Consider the following 19,426-nt stretch of genomic DNA (forward strand, 5'->3'; position numbering starts at 1 on the left):
AGGCCGGGGTTTCTGCTCTGGCACTTATCTCTGATGCGATCAGGTATTCATCGCATCGAAGAAGTCGTGGTTGGTTTTGCTGTATTTCAGCTTGTCGAGCAGGAAATCCATCGCATCCATCGTGCCCATCGGCGCAAGGATACGGCGCAGCACCCACATCTTGGCAAGATCAGCACGGTCAACGAGCAGTTCTTCCTTACGCGTGCCACTCTTGGTGATGTCGATCGCGGGGAAGGTACGCTTGTCGGCGAGCTTGCGGTCAAGGATCAGTTCCGAGTTGCCGGTGCCCTTGAACTCTTCAAAGATGACCTCGTCCATGCGGCTGCCGGTATCGATCAGGGCAGTGGCGATGATGGTCAGCGACCCCCCTTCCTCGATGTTACGGGCCGCACCGAAGAAGCGCTTGGGACGCTGCAGCGCATTGGCGTCCACACCACCGGTCAGCACCTTGCCCGATGAAGGCACGACCGTGTTGTAGGCACGGGCCAGACGCGTGATGGAATCAAGCAGGATCACCACATCGCGCTTGTGCTCGACAAGGCGCTTGGCCTTCTCGAGCACCATTTCCGTTACCTGCACGTGGCGGGTGGCGGGCTCGTCAAAGGTGGAGGACACCACTTCACCGCGCACGGAACGCGCCATGTCGGTCACTTCCTCGGGCCGCTCGTCAATCAGCAGCACGATGAGGAAGACTTCAGGATGGTTGGCGGAAATGGAGGAGGCGATGCTCTGCAGCATCACGGTCTTACCGGTGCGCGGGGGGGCCACGATCAGCGCGCGCTGCCCCATGCCGATGGGCGAGACAAGATCGATCACGCGGGAGGTGAAATCGCGGTTCGGGGTCTTGCCCTTCCCCTTGCCGGGGGGCACTGGTGCTTCAGCGCCGCCAACGGCCGAGTTCTCGACTTCCATCTTCAGCCGCCGCTCGGGGTAGAGCGGGGTCAGGTTGTCGAAGTTGATACGCTGGCGCACCGCCTCGGGCGGCTCGAAATTGATGGCGTTGACCTTGAGCAGCGCGAAATAACGCTCCCCATCACGCGGGGCGCGGATCTGGCCTTCCACCGTATCACCGGTGCGCAGGCCGAAGCGACGGACCTGGCTGGGGGAGATGTAGATATCATCCGGCCCCGGCAGGTAATTGGCCTCGGGCGAGCGGAGGAAGCCAAATCCATCGGACAGGATTTCAAGCGTGCCGTCCCCATAGATGGCCTGGTCATTATCGGCCAGGGTCTTGAGGATCGTGAACATCAGCTCCTGCTTGCGAAGAGATGATGCGTTTTCAATATTCAGACTTTCAGCATAAGCCAGAAGATCTGCTGGAGTTTTGGCCTTGAGTTCGGCGAGTTGCATGCAGGATGTGCCTATAAGTGGGCAGTTCACGGAGGGAAAGAAAAGTCAGCAATCAGAGGGACAAAGGCGCGCCATGAAAGGGGCCTGACCATGTTCGGATGAAACGGTTGATGCTGCTTGACTGATAGGTGGGAATTCCAGCGGCACTGAAAGCACCTGCTGTAATTGCCATCTCTAATATGCTTTCATACGCCACATGTCAAGTCCCTGCTCACCTTTCTGGCCGGTTTCATGTGCTGCAGGCATGATGGATACGTTACATTAATCATTCACATCTACCGTGCGGCACGCCATTTTTGCCGGAGCCGTAGGATGAAAATTTCCATCAAGCCTTTTTTTGACATGTCGTGGCTGCGGACCGTCGAGGAATACCGCGAAATTTCCCGGCAAATTCCCCAGAAGATCATTATGCCTCCCCCACCATGGAAGGGAGCAAGCTCCGAGAATCTCCAGACAGGCATCCGGCGTTATAATGCCTTTGCAGAAAACGGATCCTTTTTTACGCCTTCCCTGAGCACGAACCTGTGCACCATCCGCAACGGCAAATTCCTTGTCGGGCATGGCATGGACGGCCTGATCCTGAATGATGACAACCAACCCATTCCCAATACAAACCTGCTGATAAAAAATACCAATATTGGCCGGGTCAACAATTATGCCATCGATCTTCCCGTTCAGCATCATTTCGATGAAATCTTCGTAAGCTTCGATGGCGCATGGAAAAACTATTTCCACTGGCTGACATTCGTCATTGCCCAGGGCGCCATGGCCAAGGACATTCTCGGCCCCGATGTCCAGATCGCAGCACCGGCCCATAACATCGACAATGACGAAACCCTGCCGGGCTACAGCCGGGATGTCTACAACCAGTCCATCCACTTCAGCGGACTGCGCAACAATATCGTTCCACTGAGATCGGGGCTGTATTCCGCCCGCAAGATCCACTTTTTCCTGCTGTTTCCGATGGATCCGCTGCATGTCATCTTCAACCGGAAATTCTATGATATTTTCGAGGCAATGCAGAAGTTCATACCACCTGCCACGAACACGCCCAAAAACATCTACCTTGCCCGTCGGGGCAACGCTCAGGAACGTATCCCGCCCGCATCACTGAACATACTGGAACGCGAACTGGCACAGCGGGGCTACACCAAGGTTCATTTTGAAGGCCACGACCTGCTGACACAGATGGCCTGTATCCAGAATGCAAAAAGTATCGTCTCACCGCATGGGGCAGGGCTGACCAATATCCTGTTCGGCAACAGCAGGCTCAGGGTAATGGAAATAAACCGTCAGATCGACGGGCCGAAAAATGGCTTTCGTCCGGCCTACTTCCTGTTCAGCAACGCGCTGGGCAACCGTTACCTGAATGTCGATGGCGATGAACTTGGTACGAACAGCACCAACATCACCCAGGCGCTAGATCAGCTCGAAGCCCTGTAAACAGGCATGCGAACGTACCGGATCTGAGCAGAAAGCCCTGTTGCAATGCCCCGAATTTATGACTGCTTCCTTTTCTTTAATGAACTCGATCTCCTGGAAATCAGGCTCCATGAACTTTACGATACAGTAGATCAGTTTGTACTGTGCGAATCTGCGTATACTTTTACAGGGCAAAAAAAAGAGACCATCTTTTTCAATAACAGGGAAAGGTTTGCGCCTTTCCTTGATAAGATAAAATACATGTGCATCGAAGAATTTCCCGATGGCATCAGCACCAGCATGCGGGATTTCTATCAAAGGCAGTATCTGCTCAATGGCATAGAGGATGCAGATGATGATGACCTGATCATCATGTCAGATGTCGATGAAATCCTGCGCGTGCCAGCGATAGAAAAAGCCCTGGCATTTGATGGCGTTACGCATTACCGCATGAACATCTACCAGTATTTCCTGAATATGCTCATCGCACCTGACTGGCAGGCCCCTTATGCCATAAGAAAAAAATATATCCCTCGCCTTGCCATCGCCTGCGAGGAAAAAGGCAGCAGCCTGACATTTGCCCGTTTCCACATGCCTCGCCTGACGCGTGAAGGAAACATTCCGTGCCAGACCATTGACGATGCCGGATGGCATTTTACTTTCATGGGGGGATTTGACGCCGTAAAGGCCAAGTTGCGGGCCTATGCCCATGCTGATGATTACTGGCCCGCGATGATGCGTGATGATGAACGCCTGCAGCAGGTGCTTGATATCGGCATCAAGATCTGGTCAGCAGATGAACTGGTGCATTATGTGCCGATTGATGAAACCTATCCCCGCTTCGTACGGGACAACATCACGGACCTGACAGGCAAAGGCCTGATCCGGAACATTTTTGATGCGCATTCTTCCCTGCAGCGCCTTTATATGGACCTGCGCCGGAAATTCGCCTTTTCCAATCTGGGGAACAACCACAAGCGGCAGGAACTGGGTAATTTTACCGGCCTTGAATACCTGGACTATACCAGCAAGCCGGAAGTGCCGCTTAGTTACATAGACCTGCCTGCGCCAGCAGGTCGGCTTGTCAGCCATGATGCAACTGCGACCCAGAGTTCGCGCTCCCCATGGTCACATGGCACGACGGAACAGGATGACGCCTCACGCGCCCTGACCGGGCTGCCCAATGGCAATTTCAGTTTCCATACGGAAAGCGAGCAGGATCCATGGTGGGAGGTTGATCTGGGCCGCGATGTCAATATTGCGGAAATCAGGATATTCAACCGTATTCTCCCGCGCCTGCATGATGATGCCGTGCCACGCCGTGCGGATGAAATGCAGGTCTATGTTTCACGTGACCGCCATCATTACAAATGCGTCTACTATCATAATTCCACTGAATACATCGGCGGCATCGACGGCAGGGCGCTGGTCCTTCCCCTGCATAAAGAGACCCATGCGCGGTATGTGAAAATACAGATTGGCGCTCACGGTTACCTGCACCTGGATAAAGTCTATATTTACGAAAAATAATAACACCGCAATGACGCCATAAAAACGGATGACTTACCGTCATGCAGATTGACAGAAAGAAAGCGCAATCCCCCCGTGGCATCAGTGCCCTCTATTTCATGGGAATGATTGCTTTTTCTGCGTCGTTTTTGCCAACGCTCATCCATGCCCAGACCACACGGCAGGCGAACCATACATTACCCCGGTATAAAGATGACAGCACGCCAATATCAGGCGCTCCATCGCCTGGCCTGAACACACCCATTGCGGGCGCATATGCCGATGGCTCCCCCGCGACACTGGCACAGATTGCCCGCATGGCTGACGGTTCCGTGCAGCAATCGGAAGGCAACAGGGCAAACGGTTACGCGCAACTCGATGCCAATGGTCATGTCACGGCACCCCTGGTGGGTGATATTTCAGGCGCACGCGTAAAAATGGATGACACGGCGCTCTCGCGCACACTGGCCGCCGTGCTGGGGAACACGAATGTTGTTCAGGACTATCTCTATGCCGATGGCAGGGAAGAGGACGCGCGCCGCCTGGATCATTTCATTGCATCGCATTGCGGGTCGGTCATTCACGTAAGGCAGGGTTTCATCATTCCAGCCCGTGCGAATGGGGAGGCCCTGTTCCCTGCCCGCGACTGCCCGGCCGGACAGAACAGCAACTGGGTCTATGAAGGACAGCCGCTGACCACCAAAGGCACCCCTACCACGCTGCGCACCCCCGATGACCTGCATGAAAGCCGGGCCAACGGCACTCTCTCCTTCAGCAAGCGCAAGAAAAACGATACCGGCACGGCGCCCGGTATCTACATGCAGATGGAAAATGAAGCCGTCCTGCCGCGAGTGCCCACGGGTGACGGCGGCTCCATGGCCCAGTCCGTCGCCATGCTGGGCATGAATGTGGTGCAGGAGCCCGGCGCAAAGGCATCGCTCAATGGCCTGGAAATCACCACACAGGATTACGGGACCGACACCAACGCAAGCCAGGTGCAGGGTGCGGGTATTTCCACCATGAAGCATGGCGCCGGTTCCGACTGGGCGCTTTCCCTTGCCGGATATGATTTTTCAGCCCGACAGCCCGATACAGTCCTGTCCTATACCGGGCTGGAAAACGATGTTCAGGTTAATGGAGACGACACGACAGCCGCCCTGTGGGACCCGACGCAGGGCGGTCGGCATCTGGTATGGCTGGGTGGCAACACCACTAATTCATGGCCACGCTGGAGCCCCGGCAGGCGGATCAGCGCAGGCAGCATCATCCAGGGTAACCATCAGCTCTGGATTGCCGTGAATGACGGCGTGACAGGCCAGAGCAACGACCCAACCAGCACATGGTCCATCGCAGGCATCCATCCAGACGGCACGGTGCGATGGAAATGGCAATACGGGTATGATGGCGTCATTTCCAAGGCCATATGGATTGTCAGTTCCAGTGATCCCGCCATGCTGTCTGCCTTTGATGAGGGTATTGCCACCAATGCCCGCATCCGTAACGCTTTCATCGACCTGACAGCCGAACACCTGATTGATGACAGGGCGGCCGCCATCCGGCTCCGACAGGGCGATCCAATCGATTTTTCAGGCGACGGCACGCAGGATGGCAAGAACCAGCATGTCATTGTAGCCGACAGTCATGTTACTCCGGACGGAAAGGATGCAGGCAGCCTGGACATCCGCATCAGGAACCACAGGACAGCCTCCTTTGCCGATGACCAGTCCTTCGTCACGGCAGGGCGTACCCATCTCGCCACGGGAGCGGACGCGACGCTGGCACGGCACGACCACGCCTATCCCACCGGACTGACCATTGGCCACAGCCGCATCATGCCCAACCAGACGGATCTGGTCATGGGGCAGAATGGCCTGGAAATGGTGGGAACGGACCAGAAGGGGAAAATAGGCAGCACGCCCGTCCTGACATTCCCCGCAACCGCGAGTGCCGATGGCGGTGTCACGGCAATCAACATCAATACGCCCCTGCACCTGCTGGACATGACACAGGCCCGTATCCTGGCGCTGCCCCGCCAGCAAGACGGCACATTACTGAATAACGTCGATACCGGCACGCCTGTCATTTCCGAACACGGTCACTGGTACCCCTTGGTGCTGGGGCCTCCCCTACAGCAGGTCTCAAAATAATACACTGACAAAAAACAATACAACTTCAGGAAGCTGCCTGTTCAAACAGGCGACTTCGCGTAGTCATAAAGAAGTTTCTGGTTTTAAAAACAGCACCTAAATCCAGAACCCGATCACGACATCGCCGCCAAAGGTGAACATGCCGTTATTTCGCCCGCCATTGAACGGCGTGGTAGCATTAAGGGCGCCATCAAAGCGGATTCAAGGTCGCAGCACAAACATGCGCACATGGGGCATGAAGGCATGGGGGCATCCAGTTCAGCCCTTGCGTCGTTTCTCCATAGGGGGCGCCGTGGCTTGAGGTCTGCAAGGGCCTCCATGCAGCAATTGTTAGCCCAAAAAGTCGCACCCATGGCATGACATGAGCGGCCACCTCCATCCGCCCTCAAGCCCGACTTTTCAGACTGCATTCATATGATGTTTGCAAAAAGAAATCATAATAAGTTCTTTAATTAAATATTATATATTGCCGCATATCCTGAAAATTCAGAAATATATAGTCCAGGCATCCAAATTCAGGAGCATGCACATGAGCGAGATTCTTGGTGTTTACTACGGAACAGGCAACACCGTGACCAAAAGTGGCTCATATACTCTGGATCCTGGTGGCCTGCTCGGCCTTCTGGCATCCGGGGAGATGACCGTCTCTTCTCCTGATGGCCAGCCCGTCGATGCGACCATCAACCTGGCCGGGCTGCTTGACCTGCCCGTAACCGCCACTGCCGCTTATACCGTCACGGCCGAAAAGAATACGGTTGTGACGGTAAGCGCCAGTGCCGTAAACGCGCTGACCACAACCACCCTCGATGCAAACGGCGGCACGATCGCCCTGGCTGGCGGGCTGCTGAACGCCGCAAGCGGGGTAACAATCAATCTGACCAATGGCGGCACATTCAACGGGTCTGGCATTATTTCGGCCCTGGCGGGTGCCACCATCAATTTTGGCAGCGGTGGCGGCGCGCTCAACCTTGCCGGTTCCAGTACCGGCATTGCGCTGCTGTCTGGCGTATCCATCAATAATTTCGGCAGTGGTGATTCCATTATCGTGGAGAATGATGGCGTCCCCGCAACCGTTACCGGCATCAGCTATGATGGCCTGTTTGGCACGTCTACCCTCACCTTCTCCAACGGGGATACGCTGTCGCTCCAGGGGCAGTATCAGGACACCGACCCGCAGGCTGCCGGTTATGTCTCCACCGTAGCCGATGCCGATGGCACAGGCACGGTGCTGGTCTGTTTCCTCGCCGGCTCCATGATCCGCACCCCGGATGCTGACATCGCCGTTGAAGACCTGTGTGCGGGCGACACCATCCTCACCATGGTGAATGACACGCCACAGCCCCGCGCCATCACATGGGCAGGCAGGGCGCATGCTTTGGTTCGCCCCGAACTGCCCGATGATGAAGCGGGTTACCCGGTCCGCATTCTCAAAGATGCCATAAGCGAGGGCGTGCCTTACAAGGACATGCTGATTACGGCGGAGCACTGCCTGTATTTCGAGGGCAGGTTCGTGCCCGCCCGCATGCTCGTCAATCACACGTCCATTTTCTATGATCGCACGATCACATCCTACGATTACTACCATATTGAAACGCAGGAACACGCGGTCATCATCGCTGATGGCATGCTGACCGAAAGCTATCTTGATACCGGCAACCGCCGTGCCTTCCGGCAGAAAGACAATGTCGTTTTACTCAGTGGCAGCCGCAACCTGACATGGGCGGATGCCGCCGCACCGCTTGATGTGTCGCCGGGCTTTGTCGAGCCGCTGTTCCGCCAGATCGCGGCCCGTGCCGCTGCGGCAGGGCACGAATCCTGCCCACAGGCCACGACCATGACAGACGAGGCCGACCTGCACCTGATGACGCCATCTGGCACCATCATCCATAAAATGCGCGAGGCAAACGGATTTGCCTTCTTCATGATCCCGCCCGGGGTGGAGAGCGTACGCATCATGTCCCGGACCAGCCGCCCATCAGACACGATCGGCCCCTACATTGATGACCGCCGCCAGCTTGGCGTTCTGATCAAGGATATCAAACTGTTCGAAGGCAGCGTAGCACGCCCCATTACCACCCATCTTTCCAGTGACGCGCCCGAAGGCTGGTATGATGGCTGGTACGCGCCCGAAAATGTTCCCTGCCGCTGGACAGACGGACAGGCCAGCATACATCTCGGCGCCCGTCACCCCACGCTCATGGGGCTGCTCTGCCTCGAAATCCTTACTGGCGGCCCCTATGTCATCAGCGCCGCTCCGCAGCCGCAGTCCCTGACAGCCTGAGAAATCCTCCCTGCGCCCTGAGCGGGTGCAGGGACCGACAGGTCTTAAAAAGCATGGATACACCCTTTACCCTCAAAGCCGGACAGATCTGGACCGGCGCGCCCCCCCGCCGCGAAATACGCGGTATTGATGAAGTGGGGGCAACCGAGGTCTCGTTTCACAAACAGACCTTAAAGCGCCGTTTCCTGACCTATCAGACCACGACGATCACGGGATTTCGTAAATGGATCCAGCAAAGTCAGGCCGTGTCCAATGATGGGCTGAGTGCTGCCAGTATCCACGGGTTTTCCCCATCGCGTGAAATCGGGCAGCGGATTCAGCTCCTGCGCAAGGCGGCGGGGCTGAGCCAGCAGGATCTGGCAGACATGCTTGGTGTCTCCCGTGCCGCCGTTGGTTTTTGGGAAACGGGGCGCCCCAGCATGATCAGCAAACATGTGCCCCGTATCGCGAAGATTTTTGGTATCAGCGAGGAAGTCTTTCTCAATGGGCAGAGCAGCGAAAAAACGCAGATGTCCATTACAAAAGACGAAAAAAATATCATAAATCTCTACAGAGCCCTTTCCATAGATGACAGGCTCCAGGCCATCAAACGCATGGAAATGCTTTATAAGAAGCAATGATAGTCTTTAAGGGGTATTGTAAAAGGCCAGGCTGAAACATGTCTGGCCTGCCCGCACCAGAACCTGCCGCACGCTTTTTGCTGGCTGTCCGGTCATACGGTGCCAGAATAATCAAGAACCTGTTTGGAAAGGGGCGGCGTTCTTTGAAGCTTTTTGGAAAAAGCTTCACCAAAAACTTTTTTATTTCAAATATATTACATGATTCTATTTTTAAAAATTATGTAATATATTTACTTATTATTTATATAAATAAATTATATTTTTTCAGGTTTCAACTTAAAACCCGATGACTGCATCCCCGCCAAAGGTGAACATGCCATTATTGCGCCCGCCATTGAACGGCGTGGTGCCATTGAGCGCCCGGTCAAAGCGGATTTCAGGCCGCAGCATGAACACGCGCACATGGTGGCCAATCTGCGGGCGGTAGCTCAGTCCCAGCGTCATTTCCCCATAGGTGGTGCCGTGACTTGAGGCCTGCGGCCCCGGCACCACCTCGCCCCCCGTGCCTGCAAGGGCCTCCATGTAGGAATTGTTGCCCCGGAAGGTCGCGACCATGGCGTTGTTGTTGTCGCGATAGATCTCGCCACGATAATTGAAGGTCAGGGCGCGGTTGATGCGGTAACTCAGGAAGCTGATGAAGCTCTCCGCATCCACGCCTGCAAACTGCCCGCGCGCGCCCATGCCACGCGTGCCTTCATCATGCAGGTAATTGAACTCCGCCGTGAGGCTCAGCCGTTTGTTGACCTGATAATAAGCGCTGACATCGTTCCAGAAACGCTGGGTGTGATCGGCTTCATAATGCCCGATGTCACGCCAGGCATTTTCCGGCCCGACCCGACTCAGTTCCACGATCCGGAGCTTGCCGTGGGCAAGATTGTTCAGGTTGAAGCCAAAATAGCCTGCGGGCGCGTTGTTGTTGTCTGAGCGGCCAAAGGATGTCTGGTTGCCGGTATCGATCCCGAATGTCACATCGACCATCGGCGTCACATGCCAGTTGAACATGGCCCCGATATGCTGGAACGGCACCGAATATTCAGATGTATAGGCCAGCGTGTAGAAAGGGCGCGAGGTGGGGTCCAGCCCCTCCACCCCCATCGGGGCCTGCAATATGCCCGCCTGCATGTCTAACCCGCCTCTGGTGACCCAGGGCAGGTGCACATCCATATGCGCCTGTGCCGGAATAAGCTGGTAACGCGCATTCCATTCCCGGTCACTCACGCCAAGCAACTGGTAGTAGCGGGCATCCGAGCCGTACATCCCTTCAAGCGTAAAACCGACCTGATAGGTATTGCGGGTGGAATCAATGGCTTTGGCGAGTGTGAATTCCGCCTGGTTCAGTTGCACCTGATTGGCGTGGTCGGCAAAGAAATCACCAAAATTATAGCCGGGCTGGGGGCGGGCTGGGTTGGCCATGATGCCGCCCTCGATCTGGCCCGTCAGGGTCACGCCGCCGAGCCAGCGCGTGAAACCCGTGTCATGCCCCAGCCCGGAAAAGACCTTTACCTGCGCCCGCGCCTTGCCCGAAACGCCGGTAAAAAGGCAGGCGACCACCAGAAGGCCCCAAACCCGGTGGTGTGATTTCATGACAGGCTGTTCCCCTCCGGCATCTGCGGACAGCGCCAGGGCCTATGCGCCCGTGTCCGGCAATCATGAAATTTCTTTTATTTTATTTTTCGCCGGTCTGGAACCTAAATTGTTGAAATAATTCGATATTATAACAATACCGTATAAGATATATCCTTACTTTCCCAGCCATCCTCGCCGCCAGAACCACAGAAGCGGCAGCACGACGGTGGCCGCCATCAGGGCCAGAGAATACCAGTAGCCGTATTTCCAGTTCAGTTCCGGTATATCGTGAAAGTTCATGCCATAAATACCGGCCACCAGCGTGGGCGCCACGCCAATAAAGCTGACCACGGTCAGGATCTTCATGCCGTTATTCTGCTCGATGCTGATAAAGCCCAGCGTCGCATCAAGCAGGAACTGCACCTTGTTGGCGGTCTGTGAAACAAAATCGTTGAGCGAACGGATATCACGCCCCACCGTGCCCAACCGCGCCTGCAGCCGCTCGCTCAGGTCATGGCGCTTGTTCTCGCCCAGAAAGATCGAGATCCGCTCAAGCCCCAGCAGGCTGTCGCGCACGGATGAACTCAGGTCGCCCGACCGCCCCACCCGGCGCAGCATGTTACGCAGCAGGTTGGCCGCCTGCGCCTGGCTCGGGGCCTCGGACTGAAAGACATCCTTGGACATGCCATCAAGCGACTGGCCCAGATGCTCAAGGATATCAGCCAGCCGGTCCACGATGGCCTCAAGCAGCATGATCCCCGCCTCGTTGGCGCTGAGCGGCGCATCCTGCCCCGCCACCTGCCGGGCCACCACGTCAAACGCGCTGAAGCCGGTATAGCGGATGGTCAGGATCCGGTCATGCATGAGCACGAACCCCACAGGGGAGACGAAAAAGTCATCCGGCGTCTTGCGCACCAGCGGCGTGGAGAGATAGACGGCATTCCCTTCCATGAACAGGCGCGATGAACTCTCGATCTCGTCAAGCTGGGCGCGGGTAGGAATGCGCAGGCCGGTCAGTTCGGCGGCGAGGGCTTCCTCATCCGTGGTGGGGTCAAGCAGGTCCAGCCATGCTGCGTCGGCCACATCCGCCGCCGCAGTCACGGTACGGGCCGGGGCGCCGGGGCGATGCGCTAGAAACATGGGCTGTCTTTCATTGGTTCGCGTCGTTGTTCATCCATCATGCCGGGGCAAACATGTCAAATCGTGACATGCCCCTCCGGCCCGCGGGGGGCTGGTATTTTGCCGCCATCCAGTCCAGAACCGCATGATATGCCAGCCCGGGACGGCTGCATGACGAAATCCTTGAGCCACGCACCTATTCTTGCGGAGTAGCGAAGTTGAGCGCAACAGACACACAGGCAGGCGCCAACAGCCTGCGCAGCGGGCCGGACGGGCGCGGCCGTTTCGGCATTTTTGGGGGCCGTTTCGTGGCCGAGACCCTGATGCCGCTCCTGCTGGAGCTGGACGCCGCCTACACGGCCGCCCAGGCCGACCCCGAATTCCACCGTGAGCTGGATTATTACCTCAAGGATTACGTCGGCCGTCCCAGCCCGCTCTGGCTTGCCCGCCGCATGACCGAGCAGCTCGGTGGTGCCAGAATCTACATGAAGCGCGAGGAGCTGAACCACACCGGCTCCCACAAGCTCAACAATGTCATGGGCCAGATCCTGCTTGCCCGCCGCATGGGCCGCACGCGCATCGTGGCCGAGACGGGCGCGGGCCAGCACGGCGTGGCCACCGCCACCGTGTGCGCGCTGTTCGGCATGAAATGCGCCATCTACATGGGCGCTACCGATGTCGAGCGGCAGAAGCCCAACGTGTTCCGCATGCGGCTGCTTGGCGCTGAAGTGGTTCCCGTCACGGCAGGCGCCGGCACGCTCAAGGATGCCATGAACGAAGCCATGCGCGACTGGGTGACCAACGTGCATGACACCTACTTCCTGGTTGGCACCGTGGCAGGCCCCCACCCCTACCCGCAGATGGTGCGTGACTTCCAGTCCATCATCGGCGTGGAAACCAAAGAACAGATCATGGAAGCCGAAGGCCGCCTGCCTGACGCCATCGTGGCGGCCATTGGTGGCGGGTCAAACGCCATGGGTATCTTCCACCCCTTCCTCGATGACCCCGAGGTGAAGCTGATCGGCGTCGAGGCGGCAGGCTGCGGGCTGGACAGCGGGCGCACCGCCGCCTCCATCGAGCGCGGCAGACCCGGCGTGCTGCATGGCAACCGCACCTACCTGTTGCAGGATGAGGACGGGCAGATCACCGAGGCGCATTCCATCAGCGCGGGCCTCGACTACCCCGGCGTCGGCCCCGAGCATTCCTGGCTCAGCGACATTGGGCGGGCGGAATATGTCGGGGCGACCGACCAGGAGGCGCTCGACGCCTTCCAGCTCTGCACCCGCACCGAGGGCATCATCCCCGCGCTGGAAAGTGCCCACGCCATCGCCTATGCCGCAAAGCTCGCGCCCACCATGGGCAGGGACCAGATCATCGTGATCAACATTTCCGGTCGGGGAGACAAGGACATCTTCACCGTGGCCGAACATCTGGGAGTGAAACTGTGAGCCGCATCGCCCGCCGCTTCGCCACCCTGCGCGCGCAGGGCCGTGGCGCCCTCATCCCCTATGTCGAGGCCTGCGACCCCGATTACGATACCGCGCTCGCCATCCTGCGCGGCATGCCTGCTGCCGGTGCCGACCTGATCGAGGTGGGCGTGCCCTTTTCCGACCCGTCAGCCGATGGCCCGACCATCCAGAAGGCCGCCCTGCGCGGCCTGAAGGGCGGCTCGACCATGAAGCGCGTGCTGGAAATGGTGCGGGCCTTCCGCGAAGGCGATGACGAGACGCCGATCATCCTCATGGGTTACACAAACCCTATCGAGGCCTACGGCGCCGAACGTTTCTGCACGGATGCAAAAGCCGCGGGCGTGGACGGGCTGATCGTGGTCGACATGCCACCGGAGGAAGCCGACCTGCTGGCAGGCCCGGCGGCAGCCAGCGGGCTTGACATCATCCGCCTCGTCGCCCCCACCACGCCTGACGAGCGCCTGCCTGTCGTATTCAATGGCGCGTCGGGCTTCGTGTATTATGTCAGCATTACCGGCGTGACCGGCACGCGCACCGCCAGCACCAATGAACTGGCCCAGGCCCTGCCGCGCCTGCGCAAGGCGACAGACCTGCCGATTGCCATCGGCTTTGGCATCCGTACGCCCGAACTCGCGGCCAATGCCGTAAGCGTGGCCGATGCCGCCGTGGTGGCCTCGGCCCTGCTCAACACGCTTGAGGGCTCGCTTGATGCGGATGGAAAGGCAACAGCCACAACCGTGCCTGCCGTGCTGGACCAGTTGCGGGGGCTGGCCGATGCCGTGCATGCCGTAAGCAAGACCACCTAAAAGTAATCCATTGATAAAAAACAGAAGTTTTCGGGTGTGGCCTTTTTTCAAAAAGGCAGCATTCTTCTGAAGCTTTTTGTTAAGAGTTTCACCAAAAACTTTTTACAGTTTGCGGGCCGTTTCACAGGTGATTTTGCGGAACGCCCCCTGCAATGACAATCTGGCCCAATCGTTCATCTGCCTGTATGGAACAGGCCTCCAGAAAGCTTAAGGGAGAGGCAACATGAGCTGGCTGACCGAATATGTGCGCCCCAAGATCCGCGGCCTGCTCAAGCGGGAAGTGCCGGACAACCTGTGGACCAACTGCGAATCATGCGAGCAGATGATCCTGACCAAGGACCTGCGCAAGGCGCTGAACGTGTGCCCGCATTGCGGCCACCACATGCGTGCCACCGTGCCCGAGCGGCTGGAATGGACGTTCGATAACGGGGAATACACCCGCATCGAACTGCCCAAGGTACCGGTTGACCCGCTCTCCTTCCGTGATCGCAAGCGCTATACCGACCGGCTGAAGGACGAGCGCGCCAAGTCCCACCTTGAGGAATCGATGGCCGTGGCCCATGGCCAGATCGGCGGCCATAATGCGGTCGTGGCCGTGATGGCGTTCGAGTTCATTGCAGGCACCATGGGGGCAGCGCTTGGCGAGGCATTCCTCGCCGCCGCCCGCCTGGCCATTTTGCAGCAGTCACCGCTGATCGTGTTCACCGCATCAGGCGGCGCACGCATGCAGGAGGGCATGATCAGCCTGATGCAGATGCCGCGCACCACGGTGGCCGTGCAGATGCTCAAGGAAGCAGGCCTGCCCTACTTCGTGGTGCTGACCAACCCGACCACGGGTGGCGTGTCCGCCTCGTTCGCCATGCTCGGCGACGTGCAGATTGCCGAGCCCAATGCGCTGATCGGCTTCGCGGGCCAGCGCGTGATCGAGGATACGGTGCGCGAGAAGCTGCCCGAAGGCTTCCAGCGCGCGGAATACCTGCTTGAGCATGGCATGCTCGACATGGTGGTCAAGCGCGGCGACCTGCGCGAGGTGCTTGGCCGCCTGGTCGCACAGCTCAACTACCGCCACATCGCTCCCCGCGCCGCGTAGCTGACGGAACCCCGCACATGAAAGCGCCTGCCCTCGGGCCGGAATTCGTGGGCCGCACAGGGCAGATACTGGAACGGCTGAACCGGCTGTATCCGGCCCTGATCGACCTGTCGCTTACCCGGCTTGAAACGCTGCTTGGCCGCCTTGGCCACCCCGAGCGCCACATGCCGCCCGTCGTGCATGTGGCGGGCACCAATGGCAAGGGCAGCACCTGCGCCTTCATGCGCGCCGTGGCCGAGGCTGCGGGGTGGCGCGTGCATGTGCTCACCTCGCCCCACCTCGTGCATGTGACCGAGCGCTTCCGCATTGCGGGCCAGATCGTGAGCGAGCACGAACTCGCCGCCGTGCTTGAAGAGATCGAACAGGTCAACGCAGGCGCGCCCATTACCGTGTTCGAGGTGCTGACGGCGGCAGGCTTCATGCTCTGCGCCCGCCACCCGGCGGACCTGACCATTGTGGAAGTGGGGCTGGGTGGCCGGTTTGACGCCACCAACGTGATACAGCGCCCGGCTTCCTGCGCCATTACCGCCATCTCGATGGACCACGAGGCCTTTCTGGGCGATACGCTAGGTGCCATCGCGGGTGAGAAGGCGGGCATCATCAAGCACGGCGTGCCAGTCGCCACGGGCCGCCAGCCAGCCGAGGTGATGGACGTCCTTGTCCGCACCGCGCAGGCTCAGGCAGCCCCGCTATGGCGGCGCGACCATGAATGGTTCATTGACCCCACGGCCCAGGGCACGGGCCTGCGCTACCGCGACGTGCATGGCACGCTGGAGCTGCCCCTGCCCGGCCTGCGTGGCGCCCACCAGATCGATAATGCAGGCCTTGCCATCGCCACCCTGCGCGCGGGCGCCCTGCCCGTATCTGCCCAAGGCTGGGCAGGCATTGCGCAGGCACGCTGGCCTGCGCGCATGCAGCGCCTGTCGGGCCATCTGGCAGCCCTTCTGCCTGCACGGTGGGAGCTATGGCTTGACGGGGGCCACAACCCCGGCGCAGGCCACGTTCTGGCGCAGGTTATGGATGAGTGGGCGGACCGGCCCACCCATCTGGTCATTGGCATGAAGCAGACCAAGGATGCCACCGGCTTCCTCGCCCCGCTGCTGCCGCGTGCCGCTTCCATTCAGGCCGTGGCGGAAGAAGGCCAGCATCTGGCCCAGCCCGTGGCCGATATCGTGGCCGCATCCGACGGTCGTGCGACTGCGGGCCCGACCCTGCATGCCGCCCTGCGCCATCTTGCGGCTGAGGCAGGCCCTGACGCCCCCCCGGCCCGCGTGATCATATGCGGCAGCCTGTACCTAGCCGGTGTTGCGCTACAGCACGATGGCTGGCAACCGGACTGAAAACGGATAAACGTTTTGGGTGAAGCTTTTCCCAAAAAGCTTCAGAAGGAACGCCGCCTTTTTGAAAAAAGGCGGCACCCGAAAACTTTTACTTTTATCCCAGCCTACTTTTCCTCAGGCAGCGGTGCGCCCCGGCCGATCTCGCGCAGCGGCAGGCCTGCCATCAGGCGCTGCTCGATCTTTTCAAGCGACATGTCCCGCGTCTCGGGAATGAAGCGCCACGTGACCAGCACGAAGAACAGGTTGAAGCCTGCAAACAGCCAGAAGGTGGGGCCGTTGCCCATCCACTGCAGCAGCGACAGGAAGCTTGCGCCCACGATCATGTTGGCGATCCAGTTGGTGAGCGTGGAGATGGAAATGCCAAGGTCACGCCCCTGCAGCGGCTGCACCTCCGAGCACAGCACCCAGATCAGCGGACCCGCCGACATGGCGAAGCCGGAAATATAGATCAGCAGCATGAACACCGCGATGATCTGCTCCGACTGGTCCAGATGCGGGCGGTTAAGCATGAAACCAAGGCTGCCCATGCCCACCGCCATGATCAGGAAGCCGGTATAGAGTATAGGCTTGCGGCCCCAGCGGTCGACAAGACCAATGGCAATGAAGGTGGCCAGCATGTTCACCAGCCCCACCATGGCCGTGCACCATAGCTGCGCAGGGCCGACATAGCCTGCAAGCGCGAAGATCTTGGGGGCGTAGTACATCACCACATTCACCCCTGCGAGCTGCTGCATGACCTGCAGCGCCATGCCCAGGAAAATGGAGCGGCGGAAATTGCGGTTGTTGCGCAGCAGGCTCCAGCCGCGCTGCTTCTGCTGGAGCTGGCGGCTGATGTTCTGGATCTCCTGCATGGCCACGCTTTTGTCGTTACGCAGGTCTTCCAGCACTTCCAGCGCTTCCTTGCGGCGGCCACGCATCATGAGCCAGCGCGGGCTGTAGGGCAGGAACAGCACGCCAATCAGGAACAGCACGCCCGGCACGGCCGCCACGGCGAACATGCCGCGCCAGTTGCCCGAATAGCTGAACATGGTGTTGCTGAGGAAGGCGATGAAAATGCCCGCCGTGATCATGAGCTGATAGGTCGAGATCATGGCGCCACGCGCCTGCTCGCTTGCAATCTCGGACAGGTAGAGCGGCGCCGTGAAGGCCGCCACCCCGATGGCAAGCCCCATGATGAGACGGCCTGCAATCATGGACGGAATCGACCAGGCCAGCGCACAGGCCAGCGAGCCCGCCACAAACACGGCCGCCCCCACCAGCAGCGCATGCTTGCGCCCGATCTGGTGCGACATCCAGCCCCCGCACAGCGAACCGACCGCAGCACCCCCCATCATGGCGCTGACAATCCATTCCTGCTGGAAGGTAGTGGCGTGGAAGGTGGCGGCAAGCAGGTCGAGCGCACCGGATATGACCCCGATATCAAGCCCGGCCATGAGGCCTGCCAGCGCAGCAAGGCAGCCGATGATGAGGGTACGCATCCGTGCCGAATCAAATGCGGGGGGCGCGGTCTGATTTTCCATTAAAATCCGGTCCTTTGATATTCTTATTGTTGCCGGTGATCACATTATTCCTGCCGCGCGAGACCGGTCAGGAGAAAGAACGATACACCATATTCGCGCGTCCGGTCGGGATCATGGTCCAGCAGCCTGTCAATGACAAATCGTTTTACCCTAAAAACAACAGGGCTATCTGCTCTATGCCCTGCTTCACAATCCGATTCCATGACTTCCATCATGTTTGCAAGCCATGGAAGCACGCCGGGGCGTTCTGTCAGCGCCAGGGGCGCGCGGGGCGAAAACAGAAGCGTGCCACGCGCGCGCAGCATGTCCATCCCGGCAGCAGTGATGATGTGGTAAAGATAGCCATCCGGCCCGTCATCCGGGCGCAGGGTGCGGACGGGCACCACGGCCAGCCCCAGCCCTGCAATATCAAGATAGGTCAGCGCATGCGGGCGGTCCGTCGTGGCGGCTGCAAACAGGTCGGGTTGCTGTGCCTCGGCCATGGGCGGCGGGGGCGCTGCGGGGGACGCCACGGGCCGCCTGCGGCGCGGGTGCCGGGGGGCTGCGGGTATGAGCGGCAGCCCTGCCATCCTGCCTTTGCGCCCCTGCCCCATGCATCCGCCCCATCAATACCGGCTCACGCCCCTTCAGGGTCGCGCCTGCTCCGTTCAACCACCCTCAGCCACACGCGGCGCACAGGCCTTCAGCCTCAATGGTGGTCTGCCGCATCGTAAAGCCCCGCGCCTTCGTCACCTCAAGGAGTGCCTTGAGGATATGGGGATCATCGAGTTCGGTCACACGCCCGCACGCGCTACAGATCAGGAACTGCGCCGCATGGACATGCCCGTGGCAGCCATGCCCCGATTCCAGCATGTGCCTGCACCCCACAAAAGCCGAAAGCCGCTCGATCTTGTGGATCAGCCCCTGCTCCATCAGAAAATCCAGCGCCCGGTACACCGTGGGCGGTGCCACCGGCTTGCCCCGGCTGGCACGGATCTGCTCAAGCAGTTCATAGGCGCCCAGCGGCCGGTCGGCGGCCAGCACCAGCCCGAGCACCAGGCGGCGCATGTCCGTCAGCCTTACCGCGCGCGCGGCGCACAGGCTGGCAGCCTGCTCAAGCAGGGACTCGATCCCCGCGGGCAGGCTGGTTCCGGCCGTCTGTGTCATGCGGGCCACTGCTGTGCTCCTGTGCGGTTGCCGGGGTTTAC

15 protein-coding genes and 1 pseudogene are annotated in these 19,426 nt (G+C 59.2%); 9 read left to right on the plus strand and 7 right to left on the minus strand.

The window, feature by feature from the left end; translation table 11 throughout:
- Positions 1–39 precede the first annotated feature (39 nt).
- Positions 40–1,350, minus strand: coding sequence for a transcription termination factor Rho (rho, locus tag FMA36_RS05395; protein ID WP_159261390.1), 1,311 nt, complete (start codon positions 1,348–1,350; stop codon positions 40–42).
- A gap of 312 nt (positions 1,351–1,662) precedes the next feature.
- Here rho and FMA36_RS05400 point away from each other — a divergent pair, with 312 nt between their 5' ends.
- Genes FMA36_RS05400 through FMA36_RS05410 form a run of 3 tightly spaced genes read left to right on the plus strand, consistent with a single transcriptional unit; the run spans position 1,663 to position 6,428 of the window.
- Positions 1,663–2,793 carry a glycosyltransferase family 61 protein gene (locus FMA36_RS05400; RefSeq protein ID WP_159261391.1) on the plus strand — a complete coding sequence of 377 codons (1,131 nt, stop codon included), beginning with the start codon at positions 1,663–1,665 and terminating at the stop codon, positions 2,791–2,793.
- A gap of 45 nt (positions 2,794–2,838) precedes the next feature.
- Positions 2,839–4,302 (plus strand): discoidin domain-containing protein, encoded by a 1,464-nt coding sequence (locus FMA36_RS05405; RefSeq protein ID WP_159261393.1) that lies wholly within the window; start codon positions 2,839–2,841, stop codon positions 4,300–4,302.
- A 41-nt stretch (positions 4,303–4,343) separates the two neighbouring features.
- The gene (locus FMA36_RS05410; protein ID WP_159261395.1) at positions 4,344–6,428 is read left to right on the plus strand and encodes a hypothetical protein; all 2,085 of its coding nucleotides are present in this window, start codon (positions 4,344–4,346) and stop codon (positions 6,426–6,428) included.
- 96 nt (positions 6,429–6,524) lie between these two features.
- Here the strand turns inward: FMA36_RS05410 and FMA36_RS19875 are convergent.
- Positions 6,525–6,781: pseudogene (locus FMA36_RS19875) on the minus strand (outer membrane beta-barrel protein); the annotation flags it as partial.
- Between the two features lie 176 nt (positions 6,782–6,957).
- Here FMA36_RS19875 and FMA36_RS05415 point away from each other — a divergent pair.
- Both FMA36_RS05415 and FMA36_RS05420 read left to right on the plus strand, forming a co-directional pair.
- Entirely contained in the window at positions 6,958–8,709 is a 1,752-nt protein-coding gene (locus FMA36_RS05415; protein ID WP_159261397.1) for a Hint domain-containing protein, read from the plus strand.
- Positions 8,710–8,762: 53 nt separating this feature from the next.
- A complete protein-coding gene (locus FMA36_RS05420) occupies positions 8,763–9,329 on the plus strand; it encodes a helix-turn-helix domain-containing protein (RefSeq protein ID WP_159261399.1) in 567 nt (188 codons plus the stop codon).
- Between the two features lie 276 nt (positions 9,330–9,605).
- Here FMA36_RS05420 and FMA36_RS05425 read toward each other — a convergent pair whose 3' ends face one another.
- Positions 9,606–10,913: an outer membrane beta-barrel protein gene (locus tag FMA36_RS05425; protein WP_159261401.1), complete on the minus strand. Its 1,308-nt coding sequence runs from the start codon at positions 10,911–10,913 to the stop codon at positions 9,606–9,608.
- Between the two features lie 156 nt (positions 10,914–11,069).
- On the minus strand, positions 11,070–12,035 hold the full coding sequence (locus FMA36_RS05430) for a magnesium transporter CorA family protein (RefSeq protein WP_159261403.1): 966 nt from the start codon (positions 12,033–12,035) through the stop codon (positions 11,070–11,072).
- Between the two features lie 197 nt (positions 12,036–12,232).
- Between FMA36_RS05430 and trpB the strand changes: the two genes are divergently transcribed.
- The 4 genes from trpB to FMA36_RS05450 all read left to right on the plus strand — a co-directional run bounded on the left by trpB (position 12,233) and on the right by FMA36_RS05450 (position 16,719).
- On the plus strand, positions 12,233–13,462 hold the full coding sequence (gene trpB, locus FMA36_RS05435; RefSeq protein WP_159261405.1) for a tryptophan synthase subunit beta: 1,230 nt from the start codon (positions 12,233–12,235) through the stop codon (positions 13,460–13,462).
- A complete protein-coding gene (gene trpA / locus FMA36_RS05440) occupies positions 13,459–14,289 on the plus strand; it encodes a tryptophan synthase subunit alpha (RefSeq protein ID WP_159261407.1) in 831 nt (276 codons plus the stop codon). The genes trpB and trpA overlap by 4 nt, the downstream gene beginning before the upstream one ends.
- Before the next feature lie 223 nt (positions 14,290–14,512).
- Positions 14,513–15,379, plus strand: coding sequence for an acetyl-CoA carboxylase, carboxyltransferase subunit beta (gene accD, locus FMA36_RS05445; RefSeq protein ID WP_159261408.1), 867 nt, complete (start codon positions 14,513–14,515; stop codon positions 15,377–15,379).
- A 17-nt stretch (positions 15,380–15,396) separates the two neighbouring features.
- A complete protein-coding gene (locus tag FMA36_RS05450) occupies positions 15,397–16,719 on the plus strand; it encodes a bifunctional folylpolyglutamate synthase/dihydrofolate synthase (RefSeq protein WP_159261409.1) in 1,323 nt (440 codons plus the stop codon).
- Between the two features lie 104 nt (positions 16,720–16,823).
- Here FMA36_RS05450 and FMA36_RS05455 read toward each other — a convergent pair whose 3' ends face one another.
- The 3 genes from FMA36_RS05455 to FMA36_RS05465 form a co-directional block, all read right to left on the minus strand.
- Entirely contained in the window at positions 16,824–18,239 is a 1,416-nt protein-coding gene (locus FMA36_RS05455; RefSeq protein ID WP_159261410.1) for a sugar porter family MFS transporter, read from the minus strand.
- Between the two features lie 44 nt (positions 18,240–18,283).
- Complete coding sequence (locus tag FMA36_RS05460; protein ID WP_240906485.1) at positions 18,284–18,832, minus strand: hypothetical protein; 549 nt, start codon at positions 18,830–18,832, stop codon at positions 18,284–18,286.
- A gap of 64 nt (positions 18,833–18,896) precedes the next feature.
- Positions 18,897–19,385 carry a transcriptional repressor gene (locus tag FMA36_RS05465; protein WP_159263649.1) on the minus strand — a complete coding sequence of 163 codons (489 nt, stop codon included), beginning with the start codon at positions 19,383–19,385 and terminating at the stop codon, positions 18,897–18,899.
- Positions 19,386–19,426: the final 41 nt, after the last annotated feature.

This window comes from Komagataeibacter xylinus (assembly GCF_009834365.1).
In the GTDB taxonomy this organism is placed as follows: Bacteria; Pseudomonadota; Alphaproteobacteria; order Acetobacterales; family Acetobacteraceae; genus Komagataeibacter; species Komagataeibacter xylinus_D.